Genomic DNA, 25,162 nt, shown 5'->3' with positions numbered 1-25,162 from the left:
TTGGTACGCCACTGTTGTTACCTCAGAACCCAGCGAAGCCCTGCCTCTGAGGGGGGGGGGGGGGGGGGGGGGGGGGGGGGAACCCCCCCCCCCCGCTGCATTTCTGCGTTCGGTCAGCTCAATCGCGCCAACGTTCGACCGGTTCTCGTCAGATGGATACCGCCATCGCCCCCACTGTCACTAGCGTCATTCCACGTCCGGAAGATCCCATCGCAGGAGTTGGAATGACCCGCACGAAGAAGACGCTCGTCGCAGCCGCGTTCGCTGTGACCCTCGGCCTGGGGGCGGCTACCCCGGCCCTGGCCGATGCGCACGCCACCGGCGACACCCCCGTCACCACCCAGGACGCCCATGCGACGGTCGGGACCCCGCAGGACTCGCACGCCGGCTGAGCCGCACCCGAACGCAAGAGGGGCCCGAGCCATCGGCTCGGGCCCTCCCCCGTACCCCTACAACCCCCTGACCTGCACCCCCGACCGACACAGCTTCCGCATGCCGTCCTCGTCCGAGGTGAACACCGCCACCCGCCCCCGCTGCCGCCCCGCGATCACCGCGAGTGCCGCGCCGATGGCGTACTCGTGGCCGTGCAGGCCGGTATTCGCCAGCAGCCCGATCGCCTCGTCCGCGACCTCCTTGGTCACAGGCTCGACGACGATCCGGGACATCACCCAGTTCCATTCCGAGCGCCGGATCTTGCTGTGATACGCCTCGATGAGGGTCATGGAGCTGGTCACGACCCGGGCGCCTGCCTGATGGGCCTTCGTGAGCGTGGCCGTCATGGCCCGCTCACGACGCACCGCCCTCGACAGGGCCTCGCTGTCCAGCACGAAGCAGAGATCGGTCATCAAGCAGCCGACGCCCCGCCGTGCGCACCGGACTCCCGCTCCTCGAACCACCGCTCGATGTCACGCAGCTCCGACGCCGCAGCCGCCTGCTCCTCCTCGGTGGGCGGCCCGCCCTTCTCCTGCATCCACGCCACCAACTCCCCCAGCCGGTCGTGCTCACGCTGACGCTCTATGGCATGGGTGACATACGCGCTGAACGCCCCCGGGCCCACCTCGCTGCGGATCTCCTCCGCGAGCTCCTCCGGCAGCGTGACCGTGTACTTCTTGGTTGCCATACCAATCACCATACCTATGGGGCTGGGTCCGTGACACAGCTCGGGTCACCCCGTCCGGCGAACGGCATGCATCGCCCGCGCGTTCTCCCGTACCGTTGTCGTGATGCCCCAGGAAGGATCAGGATGACCGCACAGCACATCGACCCCTCCGAGTCGCTCATCCCCCGCCCTCAACGCACTCCTGCCGCTCTCCGGGTAGCCATCGCCCAGGTGGCACCGCATCGGCTGGGCGAACTGGAGCAGCAGAAGGACGAGGCGATTGCGCTGGCTGCGCAGACCGGCAGCCTGGGGCCGATCCTCCAGTTCCTGGAGAGCTGGGCCGTCACCGTGGAGATCGCGCGCTTCCCGTCGCTCGCCGCCCGCCTCCACTCGGCCGAGTACACAGTTCAGACCCTCGACAAGGGCGATCCTTCATGGCGCAAAGCCATGGATGTGGTCCATGGTCTCTACGCCTCCGCCAGGGAGTCGCTCGACCATGAGTGACTGGCGCTGGGAGTACGACCCCAGCGAGGCCTACGTTGTCGGCGGCGACACCCCACCCCCACCGGTCTTCGTTGCCGAAGTCGAGCATCGCGCCGACGAACTCGTCCGGGCCGCCTCCGCCCTGCACCTCGACGGCGCGACGTTCCAGGGTGCGGGCGACGGAGTGCAGACGGCGTACGTGCCCGGCGGGATGTTTCTGTACCTGACCGTCATCCGCCACCAATGCGTGTACATCATCCAGGTGACAGCCTGGCCGTCGCTCTGAGCCCCCCCTCTACCTCTGGCCCCGCAGCTCCCCCTTCACCACCTTGCCGCTCGCATTGCGCGGCAGCTCGGTCACGAACTCCACCGCCCTCGGGACCTTGTAGTTCGCCATCTCGCGCCTCGACCAGGCGATCAGGTCGTCGGCCGTCACCGTCGCGCCCGGCCTGCGGACCGCGTAGGCCTTGCCCACCTCGCCCAGTCGGGGGTCCGGGACGCCGATCACCGCCACGTCGGCCACGTCCGGGTGCAGACCGAGGAGCTGTTCGATCTCGGCGGGGTACGCGTTGAAGCCGCCGACGATGAACATGTCCTTGATCCGGTCGGTGATCCGGAGGTTGCCGTCCTCGTCGAGGACGCCCACGTCGCCCGTGCGGAGCCAGCCGTCGGGGGTGATCGTGGCGGCCGTGGTCTCCGGGTCCTCGAAGTAGCCCTGCATCACGTTGAACCCGCGGACCAGGACCTCGCCGGGCGTGCCGGGGGCGGCCAGGACGCGGATCTCCGTGTCGTCGATCGCCCGGCCCGACGTCGAGGTGATCGTCTCCATCGGGTCGCCGCGGCGGCACATGGTGACGATGCCGCTCGCCTCGGAGAGGCCGTACGCGGTGAGGACCGTCGCTATGCCGAGCTCCGCGCGCAGGCGTTCCACCAGCCGCAGGGGGACCACCGCCGCGCCCGTCACCACCAGGCGGAGGGCGGAGAGGTCGTGGGCGCCCCGGGCCGGGTGGTCCAGGAGGGACTGGTGGAGGGTGGGCGGGCCCGGCAGGACCGAGATGCGTTCGGCGGCGATGTTGGCCAGGGCCGTGTCCACGTTGAACACCGGTTGCGGAACCATCGTCGCGCCCCGCATCAGGCACGCGATGATGCCCGCCTTGTAGCCGAAGGTGTGGAAGAAGGGGTTCACGATCAGATAGCGGTCGCCCTCGCGCAGATCGGCCAGTTCGCTCCAGATCGCGTAGCAGCGCAGGGTCTGGGCGTGGGTGATGACGGCACCCTTGGGCCGGCCCGTGGTGCCCGAGGTGTAGATGATGTCGGAGGGGGCCGAGGGGGCGATCGCGTCTGCGCGGGAGCGTACCGCCGCTCCGGACACCCCCTCCCCCGCCGCCAGGAAGTCCTTCCAGGTGACGTAGTCGTCGGGGGCGCTGTCCGCCAGCACCACCACCCGTTCCAGGTACGGGAGTTGCACGTCGGCCCGGCGCAGGGAGGCCACGTACGACGTACCGAGGAAGGTGCCGGTGACAAAGAGCAGTTTCGCCCGGCTGCGTTCCAGGATGTGTGCCGCCTCGGCGCCCTTGAAACGGGTGTTGAGGGGGACCAGGACCGCCCCCGCCGTGACCGCGCCGAGCGCGGAGACGATCCAGTCCAGGGTGTTCGGGGCCCAGATCGCGACCCGGTCTCCCGGCTCCACGCCCGAGGCCATGCACGCGGCGGCGGCCCGTTCGACACGGTCGCCGAGTTCGGCGTACGAGATCCGGGTCCGGCCCTCGACGACCGCCTCCCGGTCCCCGTACCGCCGCGCCGCCGCCCGTATCAGCTTCGGGATGCTGCCCCATTCCTCGTCGCCGCGCATCGTTCACCCTCCCTGACGCAGTAGCTGACTATCCGTCAGATTAGCTGTAGCCTCAGCCGCTGTCAGCAGTCATGACGGTCTCGGAGGTGGCGGTGGCGGCACTCAAGGACGTGACAGCGATAGCCGGCATAGGGCAGACGGCCTTCGCGAAGCAACTGCCCGAATCCGAGAAGACATTGGCCTGCCAGGCCATCGTCGCGGCGCTCGACGACGCCGGCATCGCCGCCTCGGAGGTGGATGCCTTCGCCTCGTACACGATGGAGGAGACCGACGAGGTCGAGATCGCCAAGGCCATCGGGGCGGGCGATGTCACCTTCTTCAGCAAGGTGGGGTACGGGGGCGGGGGCTCGTGCGCGACGATCGCGCATCTCGCCGCCGCCGTGGCGACCGGGCAGGCGAGTGTCGGTGTCGCATGGAGGTCGCGGAAGCGGGGGTCGGGGCCCCGGCCCTGGAAGAACACCGCCGTGCAACTGCCCACCCCCGCCCAGTGGACCCGGCCGTACGGGCTGCTGCGGCCGGCCGACGAGATCGGGATGCTGGCGCGGAGGTACATGCACGAGTACGGGGCGACCCGCGACCATCTCTTCAACGTCGCCCTCGCCTGCCGCAACCGCGCGAACCAGAACCCGGACGCGGTGATGTACGAGCGGCCGCTGACCCGCGACATGTATATGACCTCGCGCTGGATCAGCGAGCCGCTCTGCCTCTTCGACAACTGCCTGGAGACCGACGGTGCGCTGGCCTGTGTCATCGTCTCGGCGGAGCGGGCCCGCGACTGCCGGCAGAAACCCGTCTACATCCACTCCGTCGCCCAGGGGCTGCCCGCCCAGCACCACGGCATGGTCAATTACTGGAACGACGACCCGCTCACCGGACCCGCCTGGACTGCCGCCCGGCAGCTGTGGAAGCAGGCCGACTTCGGCCCGGACGATGTGGATGTCGCGCAGATCTACGACGCGTTCACCCCGCTCATTCCGCTCTCCCTGGAGGGCTACGGCTTCTGCGGGCGCGGTGAGGGCGCCGCGTTCACCGAGGGCGGGGCGCTGGAGAGCGGCGGGCGGCTGCCCATCAATACCGGGGGCGGCGGGCTCAGTGAGGCGTATGTGCATGGCTTCAACCTCATCAACGAGGGCGTGAAGCAGTTGCGCGGCGTCTCCACCGCACAGGTCCCGAACGCCGGGACATGTCTGGTCACCGCCGGTGAGGGCGTTCCCACATCCGCCGTACTGCTGAGGAGTTGACCGGGATGGATGCTCTGCTGCTGCCCGTCGTGGACGAGGACGGTGCGCCCTTCTGGGAGTACGCGGCCCGCGGCGAACTCCGCGTCCAGGCCTGCGCCGCCCCGGAATGCGGAAGGCTCCGCTTCCCGCCCCGGCCGTGCTGCCCGCACTGCCAGTCCTTCGAGAGCGGGTGGCGGCCCATGAGTGGACGCGGCCGCATCTGGTCGTACGTGCTGCCGCATCCGCCGCTGCTGCCCGCGTACGCCGCGCAGGCCCCGTACAACGCCGTCGTGGTCGAGCTGGCCGACGCCCCGGACATCCGGCTGGTCGGGAATGTGGTGAGCGGTCCGGACGCCCCGCTGGACTCGGTCGATCCGGGGCGGCTGCGGATCGGGGCGCCGGTGCGGGTGGTGTTCTGCCCGGACGGTTCCGGGGTGACCCTGGTGCGTTGGCTGCTGGAGAGGTGACCGGTGATGGCGCTGCGGACGGAGACGGACAAGGAGACCGGGGTCGCGCTCGTCACCCTCGACCGGCCCGAGAAGCTCAATGCGATCGACCTGGCGACGGCCGACGAACTGACCGCTGCCTGGCGGGCGTTCCGATTCGACGACGGGGTGCGGGCCGTCGTCCTCACCGGTGCGGGCGGCCGGGCCTTCTGTACGGGGATCGACCGGGACGTGGAGGTGCCGCAGCCCTCGTCCCCGTACACGATCGACGATCCGCTGATCGCGATCGGACCGAAGGCGAACGACCTGTGGAAGCCGGTGATCGCGGCCGTGGAGGGGATGGCCTGCGGCGGGGCGTTCTATCTGCTGGGCGAGGCGGAGTTCGTGATCGCGTCCGAGGAGGCGACGTTCTTCGACCCGCACACGACGTACGGCATGGTCAGCGCGTACGAGGCGATCTCCATGGCGCAGCGGATGCCGTTCGGCGAGGTGGCCCGGATGTCTCTGATGGGTACGGCCGAACGGGTCACGGCCCGCCGGGCGTACGAGACCGGGCTGGTCAGTGAGGTGACGGCACCCGGCGGCGCGGTGGCGGCGGCGCTGCGGGCGGCGGGAGTGATCGCCTCGTACCCGAACCGGGCGGTGCAGGGGACCGTACGGGCGGTGTGGTCCGCGAAGGAGGCGGCCAGGGCGCAGGCCATGGCCCACGCCCCGCACCTGATCGCACTCGGGAACCTGCCGCCGGAGCGGCAGGCCGAGTTGTTCCGGGGGCGGGGCGGCAATGAGTTCCGGATGCGGTGAGGTCAGTAGCTCAGCTCGGCCTCGACCCGGCACTTCTTCACCCGGGAGACCTTGCGCGGGCTGTCCATCCGCACGGAGACGGTCTTGGTCTCGCCACCCTCGGCGTCCACCTTCGCCTCACCGGTGTCGACGGTGTTGCCCCGTGCGTCGAGGAAGGTCACATCGACTTCGTAGGTGTGCGAGCCGACGGCGTTCGCCGTGAGCCGGACGGTGGAGGTGGTGACGGCCTTGCGCTTGCCCTTGCGGGGCTGGGCGCAGCGGAAGACGTACGCCTGGGGCGCGTCCGAAGCGGTGGCGCTCGGGGCCGGCGTCTCGTAGCCGGTATTGCCGGAGGAGCTGCTCGACGAGTCGTAGTCGTTGTCGTTGTCGTCGTAGTTGTTGTCGTGGTAGCTGCCGTTGCTCTTCTTGGAGTTGGAGCATCCACCGCCGCCGCTGCTGCTGCTCGACCCCTTGCTCTTGCCGCTTCGGCCGCCGTGGCTGGAGGTCGAGAAGCCGGTGAGCGCGAGTACCACCACGACCAGTACCGCGGAAAGCTTTATGTGCTGCCGCATCATCGATGCAGCCCCCCTTGTGTTGTTGTCCGTGCTGTTGCTGCTGTCGAACGACCGCGCGACACGCTAGCGCAAGGTGCGGGGGTCAGGGGCCGGGCGTAGCGTCGAGGCCGAGAGCGGTGCTGATCCCTGACGCCGGTCCGCGCACACGCAGGAGGCCGATGATGGTCCGCAACGTCCTCGGCTCGGTCCTTGCTCTCGCAGGAGCGGCGGCCGCCGTGCTGAGCCCCTTCCGTGACTGGTACGACGGCCGTCTGGGGCGTCATTACCGGATCGACGAGCTGTTCACGGGTGTCACCGCCAGCCGGCCCGGGCCGCTGGGCTCGGTCTTCCTGGCCTTTCTCTTCGCCGCCCTGCTGGCGGTGGTGGGTGTGGTGCTGCGATCGCGTCTGCTGGTGGCGTCCGCGGGTGTGGTGGTGCTCGGGTTCACCGTGCTGTGGATGGTGCGCCAGGGAGAATCGGTGGGCAGTCTGACCGTCGCGGGCGACGGCTCCGGGCTGCAGTGGGGGGTGGCGTACGCGGTGGGTGGCGCGGTGCTGTTGCTGCTCGGTTCGGTGGTGATGCCGGGGCGGCACGGTGGGCGCCGGCCTGCCCGCGGGGGCCGTGACCAGCCGTATGCGGCGCCCGGCTCGGAGAATCCGGATACGTGGCCGCCCACGCAGGAGCCGGGGCCCTCCGTGCAGATGAGTACGTTGCCGGAGCCCGAGCCGGACCCGTACACGGGGCCCGCCCCGGCGGACCGCCGCGAGGGCCCGCCTCCGGGCCCGGAGGACCAGGACACGGCCCCGCACCCCGTCGTACCGGACGACGGTTCCGATCCGCGCCGGCCTCCGCCCTTCTGAGGTCCTCGACGCCTGGTGTTCCGTCCTCAATCGCCGGACAGGCTTGATGTGGCCGACGCGGTTCGTCAAGCGCGGGGCAGGCCTGGCGTGGCCGATGCTCTACGTCCGGGGCCGGTTGCCCGTGCCCGTTCCCTTCAGCGCGTCCAGCGCGTACACGCAGCGGTCCTTGCTGCACGCGTACACGACACCGCCCCGCGCCACCGGCGAACCCGTGATCTCGCCTCCCGTCGCCAGCTTCCAGCGGAGCTGGCCGCCCGCCGCGTCCAGGGTGTACAGGACATGGTCGGCTGAGCCGAAGTGGACCCGGCCGTCGGCGACCACCGGGGCCCCCACCACCTCGCCGCCTGCCGCGAACCGCCACTTCGGGGTGCCGGTGACCGCGTCGAGCGTGTACAGGGCGCTGCCGCTGCCGACATGGACGTTCCCGGCCGTGACCAGGACCGGTTCGATCGACTGGCGGGCCTCCGTGGCGATGCGCCAGCGGTCCTTGCCGGTCGAGGCGTCGATCGCGTACACCGTGCCGAGGTAGTCGGCGAGGTACACGCCGCCGCCGGTGACGGCGGGCCCGGGTGCGAACGCGGGCGGGGAGAGGAAGACCGCGGGCGACTCGAAGTGCCAGCGGACATGACCGGACACGGTGTCGACGGCCAGGACCCGGGCCCCCGCGCTGACGTACACGAAGCCGTCCGGCGCGGCGGTCACCCGGACCGGCACACCGCCGCAGGAGACCGCGTCGCCGATGGGGTACGACCAGCGTTCGATGCCGGTACGGGCGTCGACGGCGCACAGCCGGGCGTCCTGCCACAGGTAGACCGTGCCGTCGTGGATCGCGGGCCCGGCCTCCGCCGTCTCGAAGTCGGTCTGTACGCCGCGGCTCTCCCACAGCTTCTCGCCCGTGGACGCCTCCCACGCCTGGACGCCGCCGCCCCGGGTGCCGGTGACGACGGTGCCGCGGTCGGCCTTGAGGGAGTACACCCAGGCATCTGTCTGCAGCCGCCACCGCTCGGCGCCGGTCGCCGCGTCCAGGGCATACAGCGACGGTCCGTCGGAGGCGTGGATACGGCCGCCCTCGACGGCCATCACCCAGGCCACGTCCCGGGTCTTGAACTGGCGCCGCCCGTTTCCGACGTCCAGGGCGTGCACCTCGAACGACGTGACGTAGAGGAGGTCCCCGGCAACGACAGGCGTCCCCCAGACGTCGTTGGACATCCGGAACCGCCAGGGCCGCCAGCGGTCCGGGCCCGGGGGCGCGGTCTCGGGCGCGTGCGCGGGCGCGGGCAGGGGGGCCGGTGCGGGGGTGGGGGCCGTGCCGTTCACCCCGGCGGGCGGGCGCACCCAGCCGGTCGCGGGGCCGGCGTCCGCGGTGGCCGTGGCGGTGGCCCGTACGTCCTGGGCGCGCGGGCCGGGGCCGATCGGCACCTTCGCACCGGGCAGCCGCACCGGACCGCCCCCGTCGGGCAGCTGCGCGGACGCGGCGGCCGGGGAGCGCAGGTCGGCGCCGCTGCGCCAGGCGGTGTCCCGGTCGGCGCCGGGCGGCTGCTGGGGCGGCGGCGGTACGGCGGCCGGAGCCGGCGCGGGAGCCGCGGTCTTGCGGCCTCCGCCGCGGCGCTGCTCGATCATCGCGGTGGCGGAGGCCGGCAGCCATGCCGAAGCCGTACCGCTGTCGTCGCCGCCGGAGGCGAAGAGGTGCGGGGCGAGCTGGGCCTGCAGATCGGCGGGGGTGGGCCGCAGCCCGGCGTCCATCTGCATGCAGGAATCGATCAGCGGCCGCAGTTCGTCGGGCAGGCCCTCCAGATCGGGGCCCTCGCGCAGCAGCATGAAGACCGTCTCGACGGGGTTGGCGCCGTGGAACGGCGCATGGCCGGTGGCGGCGAAGACGAGCGTCGAGCCGAGCGAGAAGACATCGCTGGCGCCCGTGACGCTGCGCGAGTCCCGCGCCTGCTCGGGCGACATGTAAGCGGGCGTGCCGACGGCGACATTCGTCATGGTCAGCCGGGTGTTGGAGACCCCGGACGCGATCCCGAAGTCGATCACCCGCGGGCCGTCCTCGACGACGAGCACGTTCGACGGCTTCATGTCGCGATGGACGAGCCCCGCACCGTGGATCGACTGGAGCGCCTCGGCGATACCGGCGGCCAGCCAGCGCACCGCCTGGACCGGCATGGGCCCGCACTCATTCACTATCTCCTCGAGCGACGGGGCGGGCACATAAGCGGTGGCCAGCCACGGCACGGCGGCCCGCGGGTCGGCGTCCACCACCGCGGCCGTGTAGAAGCCGCTGACCGCCCGGGCTGCCTCCACCTCGCGCGTGAAGCGGACCCGGAACAGCTGGTCCTCGGCGAGCTCCGTACGTACCGTCTTGATCGCCACCCGCCGGCCCGAAGCCGAGCGGGCGAGATAGACCAGCCCCATGCCACCGGCCCCGAGCCGTCCCAGCACCTCGAACGGGCCGATCCGTCTCGGGTCGTGCTGCGTCAGCTGCTCCACCACTTGCCCTGCCACCTCCCCGTACGGGCCTCAGGAACAGAAGCCCGCGAAAACCCGCCCTGCTACGGCGTCTCACCACTGGGCACCACCCGGCGGTGCGCACCCCGATTGTTCCTGGCTGAGGCTCTGGTTGCGAACCCGGGGGCGGACCGGGGTGTCACAGCTCACTCTGCCCTCTTCCCGGACAGAGGGGGCTGAAGTACGGCGAACACGGCACCCTGATCGTCCTGGAGGACCGCCATCCTCCCGTACGGGATGTCGAAGGGCGGCGCGGAGATGCGGCCGCCGAGGCGTACGGCGTGTCCGGCGGCGGCATTGCAGTCCGCGACGGCGAAGCAGATGAGGAAGTAGCTGGGCATCTCGGCCGGGAAGGCATCGGTGATGACGCTGCGCCCGCCGACCGCGGTGTCCGGTCCGGGTTCCGTGCCGGCCGGGGACCACATGCGGAAGTCGACGCCGGACTCGGCTGTACCGGATTCGCCCGCGCCGGGTTCGCCCGCGCCGGATTCGCCCGCGCCGGAGGCGTCGAGATCGGTGCCCTGGAAGCCGAAGACCTCCTCGTAGAAGGCGTCGACACGGTCCTTCTGCCGGGTGCGGACCTCGGTCCAGCAGAAGGAGCCCGGTTCGTTCTGCTTCTCGAAGCCTTCGCGGTCACCGGCCTGCCAGAGCCCGAAGACCGCTCCGCCGGGGTCGGCCGCCTGGGCGAGCGCTCCGGCCCGGCCCGCCCGCACGGGGTCGGTGATCACCTGACCGCCCGCCTCCCTGATGCGGGCGACGGCCGCGACGATGTCGTCGGTGGCGAAGTAGATGCCCCAGGCGGTCGGCATCCGGCCGTCCTGCTTGGCGGCGAGTGCGGCGACGAGCTTCGCGTCGCTGAGTGCGTCCGCGTACGGGCCGTCGCCGGCCCGGAAGGTCCAGCCGAACAGCTCACCGTAGAAGCGCTTGCCCGCTTCGAGGTCGGGAAGCTGCGCATCCACCCAGCACGGCGCGGATTGCGCGAATGCAGCCATGGGCCCGGGTCCTTCCGTCGCGGTCGGCCGCGGTCGTTCGCGGTTTGTTCGCAGTTGTCCGCGGCCGTTCGCAGTTCGTGGCAGTGACGCTCGTCACATCAAACGTAACCGTGGGTGGCATGTACCGCGCCCCGACCCGTCCCATCGAACTCATTTTCGATAAAGGAGCCTCCCTGCCCACGGCGTCGCGGAAAGTTATCCACGGAAGTTATCCACAGGCTGTTGATAAGACTTATCCCCCTGTGGGTCGCATCCGTCGATATCCGGCCACTCCCCCCACCCCGCCTGCGGTGCTCCCCATTTGCAGTCGGCCGAATCGCGCTCCGATCCCCCCTCGGTAAGCTGACGGCATGACAGGACAAGTGCGCACCGTCGACGGCCGCGTGGCCGGTCGACGCGGACAGGCGACGCGGCAGAAGCTGCTCGACTGCCTCAGCGAGATGCTCAGTTCCTCGCCGTACCGGGACGTCAAAGTCATCGACGTCGCCCGGAAGGCGGGGACTTCACCCGCGACCTTCTACCAATACTTCCCCGACGTCGAGGGCGCCGTCCTCGAAATCGCCGAAGAAATGGCCAAGGAGGGTGCTGGTTTGACCGGACTGGTCGCAGGCCGCTCCTGGGTCGGCAAGGCCGGCTGGCAGACCGCCGAAGAACTCGTCGAGGGATTCCTCGACTTCTGGCGACATCATGACGCGATCCTGCGTGTGGTCGACCTCGGAGCGGCCGAGGGCGACAAGCGGTTCTACAAGATCCGTATGAAGATTCTGAACTCGGTCACCAACTCCCTTACGGATTCGGTGAAGGAGCTCCAGGCCAAGGGCAAGGTCGACAAGGACGTCAGCGCCGCCGCGATGGCGGGCTCCCTAGTCGCGATGCTGGCCGCGGTCGCCTCGCACCAGAAGGGCTTTACGACCTGGGGCGTGAAGCAGGCCGAACTCAGGCCGAATCTCGCGCTGTTGGTGCATCTGGGCATCACCGGCAAGAAGCCGACCAAGTAGCGCCGCACCGGGCCCCTTCCCCACTGGGTACCGCGCGGCGATTCCGGGCGCCCCAGGTCCTGTCTCACCGACGGCGGACCACGCATGTGGTCCGCCGTCGGTGCACCCGGACCGTTCCACGGATCGCTCCAACGGCCGTTCCCAGGCACGGTTTTCGCGCATCACCAGCACCCACGGTCTGCGCGCACCGCTTACGCGCCCGGCCTCGTCAGGTCGCGGCGTCACTCCGCCGTTCCAGCCTGAAGAGCCGGATCTCCCGCTCGACCCGCGCCTGATACGTCGCATAGGGCGGCCAGAACTTCAGCGCCGTCTGCCACACCGCATCCCGTTCCGCGCCCTGCAGCAGTGTGGCGCGCACCGGAATGTCCCGGCCCCTCCAGTTGACGACGGCCTTGCCGGGACCGGCCAGCAGATTCGCGGTCCAGGCCGGATGCCCCGTACGGCCGAAATTGCTGCCGACCAGGATCCAGCTCTGCTCCGTCCCGTTCTCCGGCATGCAGGCCAGCGGAGTGGTCCTGAGCTGCCCGCTTCTCGCGCCCGGCACCGTCAGGATCAGCCCCGGCAGCATCCGGGCGCTGAGCAGCACCTTGCCGCGCGTGAGCCGGTGCACCGTACGGTCCATGACGGGGATGACATGCGGGGCGATCCTCGCGAACGTGCGGGTCGAGGACACCTTCTGGACCAGCCGGACGCCGGGCGCCATCAGACCGCCACCTGCTCGGCCGATCCCGGGGTGGCGAATGCCGAGGACGCGGACGGCTGCCCGTTCGGCGGTCCGAACAGTCCGGCCTGCTGCGCCGCATGGTCGCGGAGCCGGTGGACGGGGCCGAAGAGCAGTTCGTCGGCAGCGGCCCGCTTGAAGTACAGATGCGCCTCGTGTTCCCAGGTGAAGCCGATCCCGCCGTGCAGCTGGACGGCCTCGGCCGTGGTGATCCGCAGCGCCTCCAGGGCCTGGGCGAGCGCGAGGCCCCCGGCCGCCGGGTCCCAGGCCGCGTAGTACGCGGCGGAACGAGCCGCCTGCACCCGTACGTACAGATCCGCGAGGCGGTGCTTCACGGCCTGGAAGGAGCCGATCGCCCGGCCGAACTGTTCGCGCGTCTTCACGTATTCGACGGTCCGCTCCAGTGCGCTCGCCGCCGCCCCCACCGCCTGAGCGGCGAGCAGTACGGCGACCCCGCGTCCTGCCGGGGCGAGCGCGTCGGTGACGTCCACGCTGTCGTCCGGGCCGAGGAGTTCGGCCTCGGTGTCACGGAGTTCGATGCGGGCGAGCGGACGGGTCTCGTCCAGCGAGGTCCGGCGGGCGCGGACGATTCCGGCCGCCGTGTCCGGGCGGACCAGGAAGAGGAGCGTACGGCTGCGTGGGAAGCCGCCGGTGTGTGCGGCGACCAGGAGGAGCCCCGCGCTGTGCCCGTCGAGGACCTGGGTGGCCTCCCCGTACAGCCGCCAGCCCTCCGCGCCGCCGACCGGCCTGGCCTGTATTCCACCCGCCCGGCCGCCACCCGCCCAGGCGCCGCCGGTGGGGTCACCGGTGAGGCCGAGTGCGGTGGCGAGCGAGCCGCCGGGGACGGCCAGGGTCGCGGTCAGTCCGCCGGCGGCGATGCGCGGCAGCAGGGCGGTGCGCTGGGCCTCGGTGCCGAGGGCGGCGATCAGAGGCGCGGCGAGTGCGGCGGTGGCGATCAGGGGCGACGGCAGCAGGGCGCGACCGGTCTCCTCACAGGCGACGGCGAGCTCGGCCAGGCCGCAGCCGACACCTCCGTACTCCTGCGGGAGGGCGAGCCCGGGCAGCCCGAGGTCCTGGGCGAGCTGTCGCCACAGGGTCTCGTCGTACCCGTCGGCGGTCCGTACGGCACTCCTGACGTCGTCGGGTCCACTGCGTTTGGCCAGCAGTTCGCGAAGGGTGCGGCGGATCTCGTCCTGTTCCGCGGTGAAGGCGGCATCCATCGTCGGGCTCCTTCCCCTCAGAGGCCTTCGGCCTCCGATCTGACGGCCCGTCATGCTAGGGGTGAATCCATGAGATTCCCAGAGTCGCGCATCGGGAGGGGCCGGGAAGATCCCGCCCCACCGAGCGGTCCGTGCGGCGAATATCTGATGTACCGTCAGATTCATGCCTTCTTCCCACCGCAAGGTCGCTGTCGTCGGCATATCCCTCGCCGACTGCGGACGCATCGACGAGGCCACGCCGTACGCACTGCACGCCCAGGCCGCCCGCCGGGCACTGGCCGATTCGGGTCTGGACCGGTCCGTCGTCGACGGTTTCGCCTCCGCCGGACTCGGCACGCTCGCCCCGGTCGAGGTCGCCGAGTATCTGGGGCTGAAACCCACCTGGGTGGACTCCACCGCGGTCGGCGGCTCGACCTGGGAGGTGATGGCGGCCCATGCGGCGGACGCCATCGCGGCGGGTCACGCCAATGCCGTTCTGCTGGTGTACGGGTCGACGGCACGCGCGGACATCAAGGCGGGCCGCCGGACGTCCAATCTCTCCTTCGGGGCGCGCGGCCCGCTCCAGTTCGAGGTGCCGTACGGGCACTCGCTGATCGCCAAGTACGCGATGGCCGCCCGCCGCCATATGCACGAGTACGGGACGACCCTGGAGCAGCTCGCCGAGGTGGCGGTCCAGGCGCGGGCGAACGCGGCGGCCAACCCGGACGCGATGTTCCGTGACCCGATCACGGTGGCCGACGTGCTGTCGGGGCCGGTGATCGCGGACCCGTTCACCAAGCTGCACTGCTGCATCCGCAGCGACGGCGGCTGCGCGGTACTGCTGGCCGCCGAGGAGTACGTACCGGACACGGCGAAGGAACCGGTGTGGATCCTCGGTACGGGTGAGCACGTCTCGCACTCCACCATGTCCGAGTGGGACGACTTCACGGCCTCCCCCGCGGCGGTCTCGGGCCGCCTGGCGTTCGAACGGGCAGGGGTACGGCCCGCGGACATCGATCTCGCCGAGATCTATGACGCGTTCACCTATATGACGCTGGTGACACTGGAGGACCTGGGGTTCTGCGCGAAAGGGGAAGGCGGCGCGTTCGTGGAGAAGGGCCGGACCGGTCTGACGGGCGAGCTGCCGGTCAACACGGACGGGGGCGGCCTGTCCGCCTGCCACCCCGGGATGCGCGGACTGTTCCTGCTGGTGGAGGCAGTACGGCAACTGCGCGGCGAGGCGGGTGGGCGCCAGGTGCGCAGGGCGGGTGGCCGGCTGCCGGAGCTGGCGGTGGCCTCGGGGACGGGCGGCTGGTTCTGCTCGTCGGGGACGGTGGTGCTGGGGCGGGGTTGAGGGTCCGGGCGGGGGCAGCCGGTCACACCGCGATGACCGTGAGCGCCCCTTCGAGCCCCTTGAAGTCTTCCGCGTTGCGGGTGAAGAGCGGCAGTCCCCTGACCGAGGCAATGGACGCGGTCATCAGGTCCATGCGCCGGGGCCGGGGATCACGCCGGGCAGCGACCACCAGAGCCACCAGGCTCCCGTAGCGGGCAGCGGCGTCCCCGTCGAAGGGAAGCGGCTCGAAGTCGGCCACGGCGGCGCCGAGTTTCTCCATCCGGGCCACCCGCACACCGGGGTCCTTGGCCATCGCCACGCCCTGCTGAAGCTCGGCCATCGTCACCACTGTGATCGCCGGGAGGATCGGAAGGTCCTCGGCGCGCAGCAGATCGAGGTCGATATATGCGCAGGTGCCGAGCACCCCCACGTCATGCCGCTCAGCCACGCTCGCGCTCCCACGGGTCGTCGCCCCCGACCCGGTCCGCAGCCCCGAAGAACGCATCCGCCTCGCGGCGCATCAGCGCACCGTCCACACGGGGCAGCCGACGGTGCCTGGTCACCAGCTCCTCCGCACTCAACTGCCGTTTCCGGGTGAGCGGCCGCAGCTCCGCGACCTCTATTCCGTTGCGGGTGATGTGAAAGACCTCGCCCGCCTCCACGGCGTTCATGACTTCTGCGGAGTTGTTCCGGAACTCCCGCTGCGTGATGGTCCTCATACCACGAGCGTAGCTCGCTGTGTCTCCATGCGCTACGGCGATTTTCCCGATGCCCCGCGCGATGGCGCCATGCGCTGCAATGGGGCCATGAGCGACGTACAGAACACCGACGCACAGCAGAGTTTCCTGGACCTGCTCCACGCCCAGCGCGTGTGGGACGTGGACCTTCCCGCCTTCGACCCGGACGCCGCACCCTCCGCCCCGCTCCCTCTCTTCCACGCCTGGTTCGCCGAGGCCGTGGCCGCCGGGCAGGCCGAGCCGCACACGATGTCGCTGGCCACCGTCGACGCCGAGGGCCGGCCCGATGTGCGGACGCTGATGCTGCACGACGCGGACGAGCGCGGCTGGCACTTCGCCACGCACCGCACCAGCGCGAAGGGCCGCCAGCTCGCCGCCCGCCCGCACGCCGCGCTCGGCTTCTACTGGCCGGTGCAGGGGCGGCAGGTACGGGTGCGGGGACCGGTCACCGAGACGAGCCGGGCGGAGAGCCTGGCCGATCTGCACGCCCGCTCGACCGGGGCGCTCGCATCGGCGCTGACCGGGTCGCAGAGCGAGGTGCTGGACTCGCGGGAAGAACTGGCCCGGACCGCCGACGCCGCCTGGGAACGGGCGTCGGCGGAGCCGGACGCGGACGTAGCCGGCTGGACGCGGTACGTGGTCGAGCCCCGGGAGGTCGAGTTCTTCCAGGGCGACGCGGGGCGCCGACACGTACGGCTGCGCTACCGCCGGGACGGTGCGCACTGGACGCGGGAGCTGCTCTGGCCGTAGGGACGGTGCCCGCGGGCCGCCCGGCCCTGGAGACGGGGCGCTCGAGGGCCGCAGATTTATTCGGATTCAACCGTAAAGGAGCACTATGGGAGACAGATGAGGACTGGAGGCACCGATGAGCCGAACCCGTTCCCGTTACGCCCCCGACCGCGGGCTGACCACGCGCATGGTGACCACCATGTTCCTGATCGGTCTGCTGTACGTGGTGCTGGTCGGCGTGCTGCTCGCGGTGCTGCGCGGCGCCTGGCCGATCATTCTGATCTTCACCGGCGGCCTCTTCATCGCCCAGTTCTGGTTCAGCGACCGCATCGCGGCCTTCAGCATGGGCGCCCGGGAGGTCACCCCCGAGCAGGCGCCGGAGCTGCACGGCACCGTCGACCGGATCTGCGCCCTGGCCGACATGCCCAAGCCCCGGGTGGCGATCGCCCAGAGCGATGTGCCGAACGCCTTCGCCACCGGCCGGAGCGAGAAGACCGCCCTCGTATGCGCCACCACCGGACTGCTGCGCAGACTGGAGCCGGAGGAGCTGGAGGGCGTGCTCGCGCACGAGATGTCGCACGTCGCGCACCGCGATGTCGCCGTCATGACGATCGCCTCGTTCCTCGGTGTACTCGCCGGCATCATCACCCGCGTCGCCCTGTGGGGCGGCCTCTCCCGCAACAGCAGGGCCAATGACCCCGTCGGCATCGCGGTCATGCTGATCCCGCTGGTCAGCGCCGTCGTGTACGCCCTGAGCTTCCTGCTCACCCGGCTGCTCTCGCGCTACCGCGAGCTCTCCGCCGACCGCACCGCCGCCCTGCTCACCGGCCGTCCCTCGGCGCTCGCCTCCGCCCTCACGAAGGTGAGCGGCCAGATGGCCCGCATCCCGACCGAGGACCTGCGGAAGGCGGAGCCGTACAACGCCTTCTACTTCGTTCCCGCGTTCTCCTCCAAGGAGAGCCTGAGCCGGCTGCTCTCCTCCCACCCGACGCTCGAGCAGCGCCTGGACCAGCTCGCCCGTATCTCCGCCGACCTCGCCCGCCCGTAAGGAACGTTCATGGGTCTTCTCGACACCATCCTGGGCCGCACCAAACCGGTCCGCCCCGACCTCGACCAGCTCTTCGCCGTGCCCTCCGCCGCGCTCACCCTCCAGGCCGGCGCGGGGTTCGCCCCCACCGGCCTCGGCTCGGTCTGCTTCGCGGGCGTCGAGGGCGGCACCTTCGCCCGCATCCAGCAGGACGTACGCGAACTGCTCGACGCCGACACCGACCGGGGCGGCATTCCGGTGGAGTTCAGCCAGGACACGTACGGCTACACCTGGCTGCTCGCCCGGCAGTCGGCCGAGGACACGGCCGCCCTGGTCAACGACCTGCACGCAGTGAACACGCTGCTCCAGGACGGCGGCTTCGGGCCGCAACTGCTCTGCTCCCTGATCGGCTTCCGGGATGCGCGGGACCGTCCGCTGGCCCTGGTCTATCTCTACAAGCGCGGCACGTTCTATCCGTTCGCGCCGGTGCCGGGCAGCGCCGAGAAGCGTGACAACCAGCTGGAGTTGCAGGTCCGGGCGGCCCTCGGGGACGACCTACGGATGGAGAAGGACCTGGCCCGGTGGTTCCCGGTGTGGGGGGCGCCGGGGCTGTGACGCGGGGAGGCCGATGACAGGGGCCCGGCGCCGCACCCGCCCGTATCATCGCTCCCATGACTGCTGAGCCCTCCCGTTCCGCCGACCGTATGCGCGCTTCGGATGCCGATCGCGAGGCGGTGGTCGAGCAGTTGCGGGAGGCGGCGGCCGAGGGCCGCATCGACATGGACGAGCTGGACACCCGGCTCGGGCAGGCGCTGTCCGCCAAGACCTACGCCGAACTCGCGCCCCTCACCGAGGACCTGGTCCCCATCGAGGTGGCCACGGGCGAGCCGCTGGTCCTCAAGGGCGGCATGCACGGCGTGACGCGCTCGGGCCTCTGGAAGGTGCCCCCGGTGATACGCGCCCAGGGCGGCATCGGCGGCGTCAGGATCGACTTCACCCGCGCCGAGTGCCGGCTGCGCGAGATCGAACTGGAAGTGCGCGGAGAGATGGGCGGGGTGAAGATCGTGATCCCGGAGGGCTGGACCGTACACACCGACAGCCTGGACCACGGCGGCGGCGGCCTGAAGGCCAGGACCACGGACGAGAGGAAGCCCGGCGCCCCGCTCCTCCGGCTGACGGGCTCCTGCGGCATGGGCGGTGTGGTCGTCCGCCACCCGAACTTCCGCGAACGCCGCAAGCTGCGCAGCATCGAGCCCTGATCCGCGCTGAGCTGCACCGAGCCGCGCTGAGGCACATGCACATGCACTCCATGCGTGGACCTCAGCAGTCTCCGGGGTGGAAGACCGGAACGGCCTCTTCCCCCTCCTCCCGCCGGAAGGCCACCCGCAGCGCCATGCCGATGGCGAGGCCGGATTCCTCACATCCCACGATCTCCGTCATCATCCGCGGCCCCTCGGCCAGGTCGACCACGGCGGCGACGTACGGGACCCTGGCACCGAACGGCGGCAGGTCGTTGCGGTGCACGACGGACCAGGTGTAGAGCGTTGCATGTCCGCTCGCCCGTTCCCAGGTGACGTCCTCGCTCCAGCAGTGCGGGCAGAACTCGCGTGGGTAGTGGTGGGCGCGCCCGCAGGCGCGGCAGCGGCGCAGCAGCAACTGCCCCTGGGCGGCGGCGTCCCAGTAGGGGCGGGTGAAGGCGTCGGGCTCGGGGAGGTCGAAACGTGCGGCGGCCGTGGTCACAGGAAGAATCCGATCGCTTCGTCGAGGGACCAGGTCTGCCAGGACATTGCGAACAGCGCGACGAGCGAGATGAGCGCCATCATCGCGTTCTGCCCCTGCTCGGCCCAGTCGTGGATCATCAGCACGAGGTAGAGGAGGTTGAGGAGAAGTCCGGCGACGAGCGCGACAGGGGTGAGGAATCCGGCGATCAGGCCGAGGCCCAGGGCGAGTTCGGCGTACACGACGAGGTAGGCCATGGCCTTGGGGCGCGGGGCGACGATCCGCTGGAATCCGGTGCGCACGGCCGTCCACCGGTGCTTGCCCGCCACGTCCGCGGCCCAGGCGATGCCCGTACCGCGCTCGAACCAGCCCTTCTTGTCCTTGTGCCGCCAGCTCTCCAGCCACCACAGGCCGAGGCCTATCCGGAGGACGGCGAGCCACTCGGCGCCACCGAGCCAGATCGTCTGCATGGGGCCTCCCGCTCACTAAATCTGACGGTACGTCAGTTCACCTGATGGGGACGGCTTGCGCAAGGGGCGTGCAGGAGGCATGCGAGAGGCGCGCAAGAGCCACGCACCCGTGATCAATTCGCAACCGATTCCGGTCTTGTCCGAGACCCATCAAGTAAGCGCGCGATTACGCTCCGGACCATGCCCGACAGCGCACCTACCGCCGGTAGCCCCGCCCCGGCCCGCATCGACCTCACCGAGGACCGGCCCGTGTACGTCATCGGTGGTGGCCCGGGCGGTCTCGCCGCCGCGGCGGCCCTGCGCGAGCAGGGGGTAAGGGCGGTGGTGCTGGAGAAGTCCGAGAACGTGGGCGCGTCCTGGCGCCGCCACTACGACCGGCTGCACCTCCACACGACCCGGCGCTGGTCCGCGCTGCCGGGACTCGCGATGCCACGCCGGTTCGGACGCTGGGTGGCCAGGGACGATGTGGTGCGCTATCTGGAGAAGTACGTCGAGCACCACGGGCTGGAAGTGGTGACGGGCGTCGAGGTGTCCCGGATCGACCGGGCCCCCGACGGAGCCGGCTGGCAGCTGACCGCGACCGGCGGCCGGATACTGACCGGCCGGGCGCTCGTCGTCGCCACCGGCTACAACCACACCCCGCGCATCCCCGACTGGTCCGGCCGCGACACCTTCACCGGCGACCTGGTGCACGCCTCCGACTACCGCGATCCCGCCCCGTACGCGGGCAGGGACGTCCTTGTCGTCGGCATCGGCAACACGGGCGCCGAGATCGCCGCCGACCTGGTGGAGGGCGGGGCGTCCCGGGTTCGGATCGCCGTGCGCACCGTGCCGCACATCGTGCGCCGCTCGACGGCGGGCTGGCCCGCGCAGGCGACCGGCATCCTGGTCCGCAGGCTGCCGGTCCGGCTGGTCGACCGGGCCGGGCGCCTGATGGCCAGGCTCGCCGTGCCGGACCTCGCCGCACAGGGCCTCCCACGCCCGGACACCGGCCTGTACTCACGGGTCAAGGACGGGGCCATTCCGGTGCAGGACGTGGGGCTGATCGACGCGGTGAAGAGCGGCCGGGTGGTGCCGGTGGCGGCCGTCGAGTCGTTCGACAAGGACGTGGTGGTGCTGGCCGGCGGGGACCGGATCACCCCGGACGCGGTGATCGCGGCAACCGGCTACCGGCGGGCTCTGGAGGGGCTGGTCGGCCACCTCGGCGTACTGGACGCACGGGGCCGCCCGGTGGTGCACGGCGGCCGCACGCCCAAGCAGGCACCCGGCCTGTACTTCACCGGGTTCACCAACCCGATCAGCGGTATGTTCCGCGAAATGGCCCTGGACGCACAGAAGATCGCCAAGAGGCTGGCACGCACCGGCTGACTGTTCGGGGCCGGGCGGGGGGCCTCCGCGCGGGCGTCAGGCGTAACGCGGGAGCGCGTCGGTCGAGATCGTCCACTCGCCGATGGTGACGTCCTCGCCGTACACGAAGTCCTTGCGGATCGCGTAACGCGGGCCTTCCGGCGTCGCGTGAATCTCGGAGAGGACGGCGCCGGTGCCCGTGCGGGGGTCGAAGATCGCGTAGACGGGGATGCCGAGCAGTGGGTAGTCCCGCATCTTGCTCACCCAGTCGTTGTCCGGGTTGGACCGGGAGACGACTTCAATGGCGGCGATGAGCGTACGGGGGTCGAAGGAGCCCTCCCCCTCCATGTCGTCCACGGCGACCACCATTACGTCGGGGTGTCGCATGATGCCCTCGGCCTCCGCCTCGACATCCGGGGTCCCCGTATGGGCCAGGATCTCGTCCGGCATCAGCTTCTCCAGGCGGCGGCTCACCTGGGCTGCGGTCAGCTCGTGAGGACGCCCCGGGGCCATCATGTCGTGCACGATCCCTTCTTTGGTGATCTCCAGCTTGCCGGGAACGCTGTCCCGCATCTGTTCGACGATGTCGCGCATGGCCTGGTAGCGGAACGATTCCCGCTGTGCGTCATCCGGGGCGATGGCCATGGCGTGCGCTCCTCGTCTGTGCCCGGGGGCAAGGGTCGTCACGTTCATGCTAGGCGGCCTCCATCAGGTCGGATCGGCACTCGCGGCAGTGGCCCGGCTCCGGGGCCCGGAAGGCGCGGTCGCAGCTGTCGCAGTTCTGGAGCGGTTCGGGGCGTGGCGCGGCTTCCCGAACCGGGGCGGTGGGCAGTGGGGGCGGCAGGAGGGTGGTGAGGCGGTGGGCGAGGAGGCCCGCCGGGTGGGCCAGCGGCTCGGGCAGGTCGGCGACGAGAGTGCGGCGTACGGCGTCGGGGTGGGCATCGCGTTCGAGCCAGGCGGCGACGGCGGGGGCCAGTCGGCGGACGTCGTCCTCGGCCAGCAGCAGTCGGGGCTCGTGACGGCGCAGGCCCGCGAGGAGACCGGTGGCCGCGCGGTGCCGGTCGAGGTCGGGGACCTGCGGCTGGGGAAGCGGCGGACGCGGTACGGGTGTGGGGGCGTTCTCCAAATCCGGCGGGGGCACGGGGGCCTTCTCCGGTGCGGGCGCAGGGGCCGGTGCGGGCGTCGGGGCCGGAGGCTCGGGGGCCGGGCGGACGGGCCTGGGCCGAGGTTCGGGCGCTGCGGCAGGGCTCGCGTCGGTGGCGGGCTGGTTGTAGGAGACCGTGCGGGTGACCACCCGGCCGCTGGGGAGACGTTCCCGGGTGCGCTTCAGGTAGCCGTGGGCTTCCAGTTCGCGCAGGGCGGCGGCGATCCGTGCCTCGCTCTCCGGAAAGCGGTCGGCGAGGAACCTGATGCCGATCCTGAATCCGTCGGGCAGCGACTGGATGTGCGCGGCGAGGCCGATCGCGGTGAGGGACAGCTCACCGTGCTGGGTGAGGTGGTTGCCGACGACCGTGAATCGGCTGGTGTGCCGGGTGTTGATGTGTACGACACCGGATGACGGTGCGCGCGAGGGCGCGCTAATCTGCGGGGTATCCATCGGGAAGCCTCTTACTTCTCGGTGGTCAGGCCCTCGATCAGGATTGCCGTCCTGGCCGGGGGCCGTCGCATGTCTGTGGCTGTGGGGGCGAGCTTATGCCAGCCAACCGGTCCGGAATCCAGTCGAGTTGGCGAACCTCACCCGTGTGAGTGACGGGGAGGCTGGGTGGGGTTGGGAAGGGTGATTTCCCCGGTTCTTGAATCCTTTGATGTCGTGCGCGAACGCGTCGCGGCCCGCCGCGTCCTGGCCCACCGAGTCGTGAATCACCGGGTCGTGACTGCCGCGACCCGGTGGAGGCGGTCACGGTACGAGGTCGAGCTCGGCCCAGAGACCCATCACCGCCAGTGATGACCCGAGCAACAGGCCTGGGACTTCAGTACCGGGTAGCTGACAAGCGCCAACTACCGATGCAGCGCCTCCTGTCGATCTGCGTGACCCTGGTCAATCTGTCCGCTCACAAGGGCGAGCAGATCCGCCGCTGGGCCAAGAAGCACCGCGTTGAGCTGTGCTTCACCCCGACCTACGCCTCCTGGGCCAACCCGATCGAGGCCCACTTCTGACCCCTGCGGCAGTTCACCATCGCCAACTCCAACCACCACAACCACACCGTCCAGACCCACGCCCTGCACGCCTACCTGCGCTGGCGCAACACCAACTCCCGTCACCGAAACGTCCTGGCCGCCGAACGCAAGGAACGCGCCCGCACCGGCAGCGAGAAAGGCATCTGCCGGGGAGGACGTCCCCTCGCTGCGGCGGCCTGACTGCTCGACTCCGCGAGTCTGCCCGGTCAGGGCATCAGGCCGACTGCAGAGGCGGGGCGTTCCTCGTAATCGCCGCAGCCGGCAGCAGATTGTCCGGTTCAGCGCCAGGGTCGTCAGAGACGACGACGCCAGCCGTCTCGACACCGAAGCCGGTTGGCCAGATCGTGCGATCGCTCGCCAGCGCGCCTTCCAGATTCGTGTCCCGCAAGTCGGCGGCGCTCAGGTCGCATCCTCGGAGATCGGCCAACCGCAGATCCGCCCGGATGAAAACAGCACCCTGGGCACGGGCCTTGCGTAGATTCGCCTCGCGCAGGTCCGCACCGGAGAAGTCCGCCTCGCGCAAGTCGGCCTTGACCAGACGTGCGCCGCGCAGGTCGGCTTCGATACAGCGGACCTGTTGGAGGATCGAGGTTCCGAGCTCGGCATGCCGCAGGTTGGCCCCGATCAGTGAGGTCCTGCTCAGATTGACCTGGTAGACGCTCGCCGCTTCCAGGCACGCGCCATCGAGATTGACGCCGTTCAGCCACAATCCATCACAGTCGGCCCGACGCAGGTCGGTGAAGCTGACGTTGAGCCACTCGGGACGGCGTTCCTGACCAAGGACGCCGAGGCTGGTGAGCGCCACCTGAGCGTCCGCGGCGCGGGATTCGAGCGGGCGTACCGTGTTGATGGACGCATCCGCCGCCGGAGCGCCTGGCTCTTGCGGCGGCCAGGGGAGGTGCGTCCGAAGATACGCCGCCATGATCGAGATAACCGCCTCGCGGTCGTGGGCAGAGTGATCCGCGATCCGCCACAGTGAATAGAGGCCCCCGATCCGCACATCCAGTTTTTCGTTGCCGAGTTGATCTACGGCGCGACTGAAGCGATCGGTAATGATTCCCTCTCGGCTTGCGTTCAGCCCGTCCTGGCTGACACGAATCTGGCGCCACGTGGCATAAGCGCCGAACAGGATGACCGCGCCGCCGACCGCTTGCAGGAGCGTGGTGCGCACGTTATTCACCGCGTTCAGACGGTCCACCGCGGCGAGCTGGGCCCCCGCAAGGTCGTGGTCGACTACCAGCCCTGGAAGAACCAGGAGCACAACGGCCAGTACGGCGAGCACAACCAGTGCAGCCGCCGCTACGGCAACGGTGCGAGTCAGGCGCCGGCCCGAGTGGCGCGGTTCGCGGCCACGAACAGATCCCCCCATACCCATGGGAGCTTAGGGCAAGACCGAACCCGGTGAACCTATGCGGTCACAGCACAGTCCCCGCAGGCACCCTACGAACCTTCTCTGTCAAGTTCAGCGTGTTGAAGAGAAGTACGCCCTTGAGGAAGCTGTGAACGACCCGCTACCTGAACGCCGTCGTCATGCCCTGTTGCGATCCCTGCCCGCCGAAGCGCGCTGCACGACGTCTTGGACGAGGATGCGGCCCGGCTCTCCCTGCTGCGTCACGCGAACCTCAACTACGTGAGTCGCTGCAGGTTCCGCGCTTCTCTCCCCGCTGGCGGAGGCCTGCGGCTCCTGCGTAACCCGGACACCGTTGACTTGGACGACGTTGACTCCCTCCCCCTCGTGAACGAGGGGGATTCCTACGGCTCGCGCCGTGGGGGTTTCTGCTTCATCGCCGACTGCCCGCCCGGAGAACTCCGTTGAGATCTTACACCAGCTCCACAGACTGTCACCGCCAGCCCGGCGGCCAAAAGGTTCTTCGCTGCGTTCACGTCCCGGTCGTGGGTCGTTCCGCAGCCGC

Annotated in this window: 29 protein-coding genes and 2 pseudogenes; 15 read left to right on the top strand and 16 right to left on the bottom strand. The window is 70.4% G+C overall.

All coding sequences use genetic code 11. From position 1 onward, the window contains the following. The first annotated feature begins 224 nt into the window (after positions 1 to 224). Positions 225 to 392 (top strand): hypothetical protein, encoded by a 168-nt coding sequence (locus tag ACZ7IB_RS06085; protein ID WP_470909596.1) that lies wholly within the window; start codon positions 225 to 227, stop codon positions 390 to 392. 57 nt (positions 393 to 449) lie between these two features. On the opposite strand, the gene ACZ7IB_RS06080 is transcribed toward ACZ7IB_RS06085, so the two are convergent. After that, positions 450 to 845: a hypothetical protein gene (locus ACZ7IB_RS06080; RefSeq protein ID WP_470909594.1), complete on the bottom strand. Its 396-nt coding sequence runs from the start codon at positions 843 to 845 to the stop codon at positions 450 to 452. Beyond that, positions 845 to 1,120, bottom strand: coding sequence for a hypothetical protein (locus ACZ7IB_RS06075; protein WP_266358864.1), 276 nt, complete (start codon positions 1,118 to 1,120; stop codon positions 845 to 847). Before ACZ7IB_RS06075 ends, ACZ7IB_RS06080 begins: the two co-directional genes overlap by 1 nt. Positions 1,121 to 1,243: 123 nt before the next feature. On the opposite strand from ACZ7IB_RS06075, the gene ACZ7IB_RS06070 reads away from it, so the two are divergent. Together ACZ7IB_RS06070 and ACZ7IB_RS06065 are read left to right on the top strand one after the other, a co-directional pair. Then, on the top strand, positions 1,244 to 1,603 hold the full coding sequence (locus ACZ7IB_RS06070; RefSeq protein ID WP_470909590.1) for a DUF6247 family protein: 360 nt from the start codon (positions 1,244 to 1,246) through the stop codon (positions 1,601 to 1,603). After that, positions 1,596 to 1,868 (top strand): hypothetical protein, encoded by a 273-nt coding sequence (locus ACZ7IB_RS06065; protein ID WP_470909587.1) that lies wholly within the window; start codon positions 1,596 to 1,598, stop codon positions 1,866 to 1,868. The genes ACZ7IB_RS06070 and ACZ7IB_RS06065 overlap by 8 nt, the downstream gene beginning before the upstream one ends. 9 nt (positions 1,869 to 1,877) lie before the next feature. Here ACZ7IB_RS06065 and ACZ7IB_RS06060 read toward each other — a convergent pair whose 3' ends face one another. Then, positions 1,878 to 3,434 (bottom strand): FadD3 family acyl-CoA ligase, encoded by a 1,557-nt coding sequence (locus tag ACZ7IB_RS06060; protein ID WP_470909585.1) that lies wholly within the window; start codon positions 3,432 to 3,434, stop codon positions 1,878 to 1,880. Between the two features lie 92 nt (positions 3,435 to 3,526). On the opposite strand from ACZ7IB_RS06060, the gene ACZ7IB_RS06055 reads away from it, so the two are divergent. The 3 genes from ACZ7IB_RS06055 to ACZ7IB_RS06045 are packed head-to-tail and all read left to right on the top strand — an operon-like array spanning position 3,527 to position 5,901. Then, positions 3,527 to 4,675 carry a lipid-transfer protein gene (locus ACZ7IB_RS06055; protein WP_470910425.1) on the top strand — a complete coding sequence of 383 codons (1,149 nt, stop codon included), beginning with the start codon at positions 3,527 to 3,529 and terminating at the stop codon, positions 4,673 to 4,675. 5 nt (positions 4,676 to 4,680) lie between these two features. Then, positions 4,681 to 5,121: a Zn-ribbon domain-containing OB-fold protein gene (locus tag ACZ7IB_RS06050; protein WP_470909583.1), complete on the top strand. Its 441-nt coding sequence runs from the start codon at positions 4,681 to 4,683 to the stop codon at positions 5,119 to 5,121. A gap of 6 nt (positions 5,122 to 5,127) precedes the next feature. Continuing rightward, entirely contained in the window at positions 5,128 to 5,901 is a 774-nt protein-coding gene (locus ACZ7IB_RS06045; RefSeq protein WP_470909581.1) for an enoyl-CoA hydratase/isomerase family protein, read from the top strand. A gap of 2 nt (positions 5,902 to 5,903) precedes the next feature. On the opposite strand, the gene ACZ7IB_RS06040 is transcribed toward ACZ7IB_RS06045, so the two are convergent. Then, positions 5,904 to 6,455, bottom strand: coding sequence for a hypothetical protein (locus ACZ7IB_RS06040; protein WP_470909580.1), 552 nt, complete (start codon positions 6,453 to 6,455; stop codon positions 5,904 to 5,906). Positions 6,456 to 6,616: 161 nt separating this feature from the next. Here ACZ7IB_RS06040 and ACZ7IB_RS06035 point away from each other — a divergent pair, with 161 nt between their 5' ends. Next, complete coding sequence (locus tag ACZ7IB_RS06035; protein ID WP_470910423.1) at positions 6,617 to 7,294, top strand: hypothetical protein; 678 nt, start codon at positions 6,617 to 6,619, stop codon at positions 7,292 to 7,294. A gap of 99 nt (positions 7,295 to 7,393) precedes the next feature. Here the strand turns inward: ACZ7IB_RS06035 and afsK are convergent, their stop codons facing one another. Both afsK and ACZ7IB_RS06025 read right to left on the bottom strand, forming a co-directional pair. After that, entirely contained in the window at positions 7,394 to 9,781 is a 2,388-nt protein-coding gene (afsK, locus tag ACZ7IB_RS06030) for a protein serine/threonine kinase AfsK (RefSeq protein ID WP_470910421.1), read from the bottom strand. Positions 9,782 to 9,945: 164 nt separating this feature from the next. Continuing rightward, the gene (locus ACZ7IB_RS06025) at positions 9,946 to 10,791 is read right to left on the bottom strand and encodes a VOC family protein (protein WP_470909578.1); all 846 of its coding nucleotides are present in this window, start codon (positions 10,789 to 10,791) and stop codon (positions 9,946 to 9,948) included. A 350-nt stretch (positions 10,792 to 11,141) separates the two neighbouring features. Between ACZ7IB_RS06025 and ACZ7IB_RS06020 the strand changes: the two genes are divergently transcribed. Further along, positions 11,142 to 11,789, top strand: a complete 648-nt coding sequence (locus ACZ7IB_RS06020; protein ID WP_470909576.1) for a TetR family transcriptional regulator — start codon at positions 11,142 to 11,144, stop codon at positions 11,787 to 11,789. A gap of 208 nt (positions 11,790 to 11,997) precedes the next feature. Here ACZ7IB_RS06020 and ACZ7IB_RS06015 read toward each other — a convergent pair whose 3' ends face one another. Then, positions 11,998 to 12,492, bottom strand: a complete 495-nt coding sequence (locus ACZ7IB_RS06015; protein ID WP_470909574.1) for a nitroreductase family deazaflavin-dependent oxidoreductase — start codon at positions 12,490 to 12,492, stop codon at positions 11,998 to 12,000. Further along, on the bottom strand, positions 12,492 to 13,730 hold the full coding sequence (locus ACZ7IB_RS06010) for an acyl-CoA dehydrogenase family protein (protein WP_470909572.1): 1,239 nt from the start codon (positions 13,728 to 13,730) through the stop codon (positions 12,492 to 12,494). Before ACZ7IB_RS06010 ends, ACZ7IB_RS06015 begins: the two co-directional genes overlap by 1 nt. Before the next feature lie 163 nt (positions 13,731 to 13,893). Between ACZ7IB_RS06010 and ACZ7IB_RS06005 the strand changes: the two genes are divergently transcribed. Next, positions 13,894 to 15,063, top strand: coding sequence for a thiolase C-terminal domain-containing protein (locus ACZ7IB_RS06005; RefSeq protein ID WP_470909570.1), 1,170 nt, complete (start codon positions 13,894 to 13,896; stop codon positions 15,061 to 15,063). 22 nt (positions 15,064 to 15,085) lie between these two features. Here ACZ7IB_RS06005 and ACZ7IB_RS06000 read toward each other — a convergent pair whose 3' ends face one another. Next, entirely contained in the window at positions 15,086 to 15,490 is a 405-nt protein-coding gene (locus ACZ7IB_RS06000; protein ID WP_470909568.1) for a PIN domain-containing protein, read from the bottom strand. After that, on the bottom strand, positions 15,483 to 15,761 hold the full coding sequence (locus ACZ7IB_RS05995) for a type II toxin-antitoxin system Phd/YefM family antitoxin (RefSeq protein ID WP_470909566.1): 279 nt from the start codon (positions 15,759 to 15,761) through the stop codon (positions 15,483 to 15,485). Before ACZ7IB_RS05995 ends, ACZ7IB_RS06000 begins: the two co-directional genes overlap by 8 nt. 69 nt (positions 15,762 to 15,830) lie before the next feature. Between ACZ7IB_RS05995 and ACZ7IB_RS05990 the strand changes: the two genes are divergently transcribed. The 4 genes from ACZ7IB_RS05990 (at position 15,831) to ACZ7IB_RS05975 (ending at position 18,794) form a co-directional block, all read left to right on the top strand. Beyond that, a complete protein-coding gene (locus tag ACZ7IB_RS05990) occupies positions 15,831 to 16,529 on the top strand; it encodes a pyridoxine/pyridoxamine 5'-phosphate oxidase (protein ID WP_470910419.1) in 699 nt (232 codons plus the stop codon). Positions 16,530 to 16,644: 115 nt separating this feature from the next. Continuing rightward, positions 16,645 to 17,556, top strand: coding sequence for a zinc metalloprotease HtpX (gene htpX / locus ACZ7IB_RS05985; protein ID WP_470909564.1), 912 nt, complete (start codon positions 16,645 to 16,647; stop codon positions 17,554 to 17,556). A 9-nt stretch (positions 17,557 to 17,565) separates the two neighbouring features. Then, the gene (pspAB, locus tag ACZ7IB_RS05980; RefSeq protein WP_470909562.1) at positions 17,566 to 18,150 is read left to right on the top strand and encodes a PspA-associated protein PspAB; all 585 of its coding nucleotides are present in this window, start codon (positions 17,566 to 17,568) and stop codon (positions 18,148 to 18,150) included. A gap of 56 nt (positions 18,151 to 18,206) precedes the next feature. Next, complete coding sequence (locus ACZ7IB_RS05975) at positions 18,207 to 18,794, top strand: DUF1707 SHOCT-like domain-containing protein (protein ID WP_470909560.1); 588 nt, start codon at positions 18,207 to 18,209, stop codon at positions 18,792 to 18,794. A gap of 61 nt (positions 18,795 to 18,855) precedes the next feature. Here ACZ7IB_RS05975 and ACZ7IB_RS05970 read toward each other — a convergent pair whose 3' ends face one another. Both ACZ7IB_RS05970 and ACZ7IB_RS05965 read right to left on the bottom strand, forming a co-directional pair. Further along, positions 18,856 to 19,284 carry a Zn-ribbon domain-containing OB-fold protein gene (locus ACZ7IB_RS05970; RefSeq protein WP_470910418.1) on the bottom strand — a complete coding sequence of 143 codons (429 nt, stop codon included), beginning with the start codon at positions 19,282 to 19,284 and terminating at the stop codon, positions 18,856 to 18,858. Then, positions 19,272 to 19,724 (bottom strand): DoxX family protein, encoded by a 453-nt coding sequence (locus ACZ7IB_RS05965; protein ID WP_470909558.1) that lies wholly within the window; start codon positions 19,722 to 19,724, stop codon positions 19,272 to 19,274. Before ACZ7IB_RS05965 ends, ACZ7IB_RS05970 begins: the two co-directional genes overlap by 13 nt. A 180-nt stretch (positions 19,725 to 19,904) precedes the next feature. On the opposite strand from ACZ7IB_RS05965, the gene ACZ7IB_RS05960 reads away from it, so the two are divergent. Further along, a complete protein-coding gene (locus ACZ7IB_RS05960) occupies positions 19,905 to 21,092 on the top strand; it encodes a flavin-containing monooxygenase (RefSeq protein ID WP_470909556.1) in 1,188 nt (395 codons plus the stop codon). Between the two features lie 36 nt (positions 21,093 to 21,128). On the opposite strand, the gene ACZ7IB_RS05955 is transcribed toward ACZ7IB_RS05960, so the two are convergent. Beyond that, positions 21,129 to 21,716: a Uma2 family endonuclease gene (locus tag ACZ7IB_RS05955; protein ID WP_470909555.1), complete on the bottom strand. Its 588-nt coding sequence runs from the start codon at positions 21,714 to 21,716 to the stop codon at positions 21,129 to 21,131. 49 nt (positions 21,717 to 21,765) lie between these two features. Further along, positions 21,766 to 22,668: a helix-turn-helix domain-containing protein gene (locus tag ACZ7IB_RS05950; RefSeq protein WP_470909553.1), complete on the bottom strand. Its 903-nt coding sequence runs from the start codon at positions 22,666 to 22,668 to the stop codon at positions 21,766 to 21,768. A gap of 347 nt (positions 22,669 to 23,015) precedes the next feature. Here ACZ7IB_RS05950 and ACZ7IB_RS05945 point away from each other — a divergent pair. Beyond that, positions 23,016 to 23,429, top strand: a pseudogene (locus ACZ7IB_RS05945) (transposase). Between the two features lie 34 nt (positions 23,430 to 23,463). Here ACZ7IB_RS05945 and ACZ7IB_RS05940 read toward each other — a convergent pair. Then, entirely contained in the window at positions 23,464 to 24,531 is a 1,068-nt protein-coding gene (locus ACZ7IB_RS05940) for a pentapeptide repeat-containing protein (protein WP_413752976.1), read from the bottom strand. Between the two features lie 470 nt (positions 24,532 to 25,001). After that, positions 25,002 to 25,162 (bottom strand): annotated as a pseudogene (locus ACZ7IB_RS05935) (RNA-guided endonuclease TnpB family protein); the annotation flags it as partial.

It is taken from the genome of Streptomyces sp. NPDC037301 (genome assembly GCF_055602785.1).
This window is presented reverse-complemented; position numbering and strand designations above follow the sequence as displayed.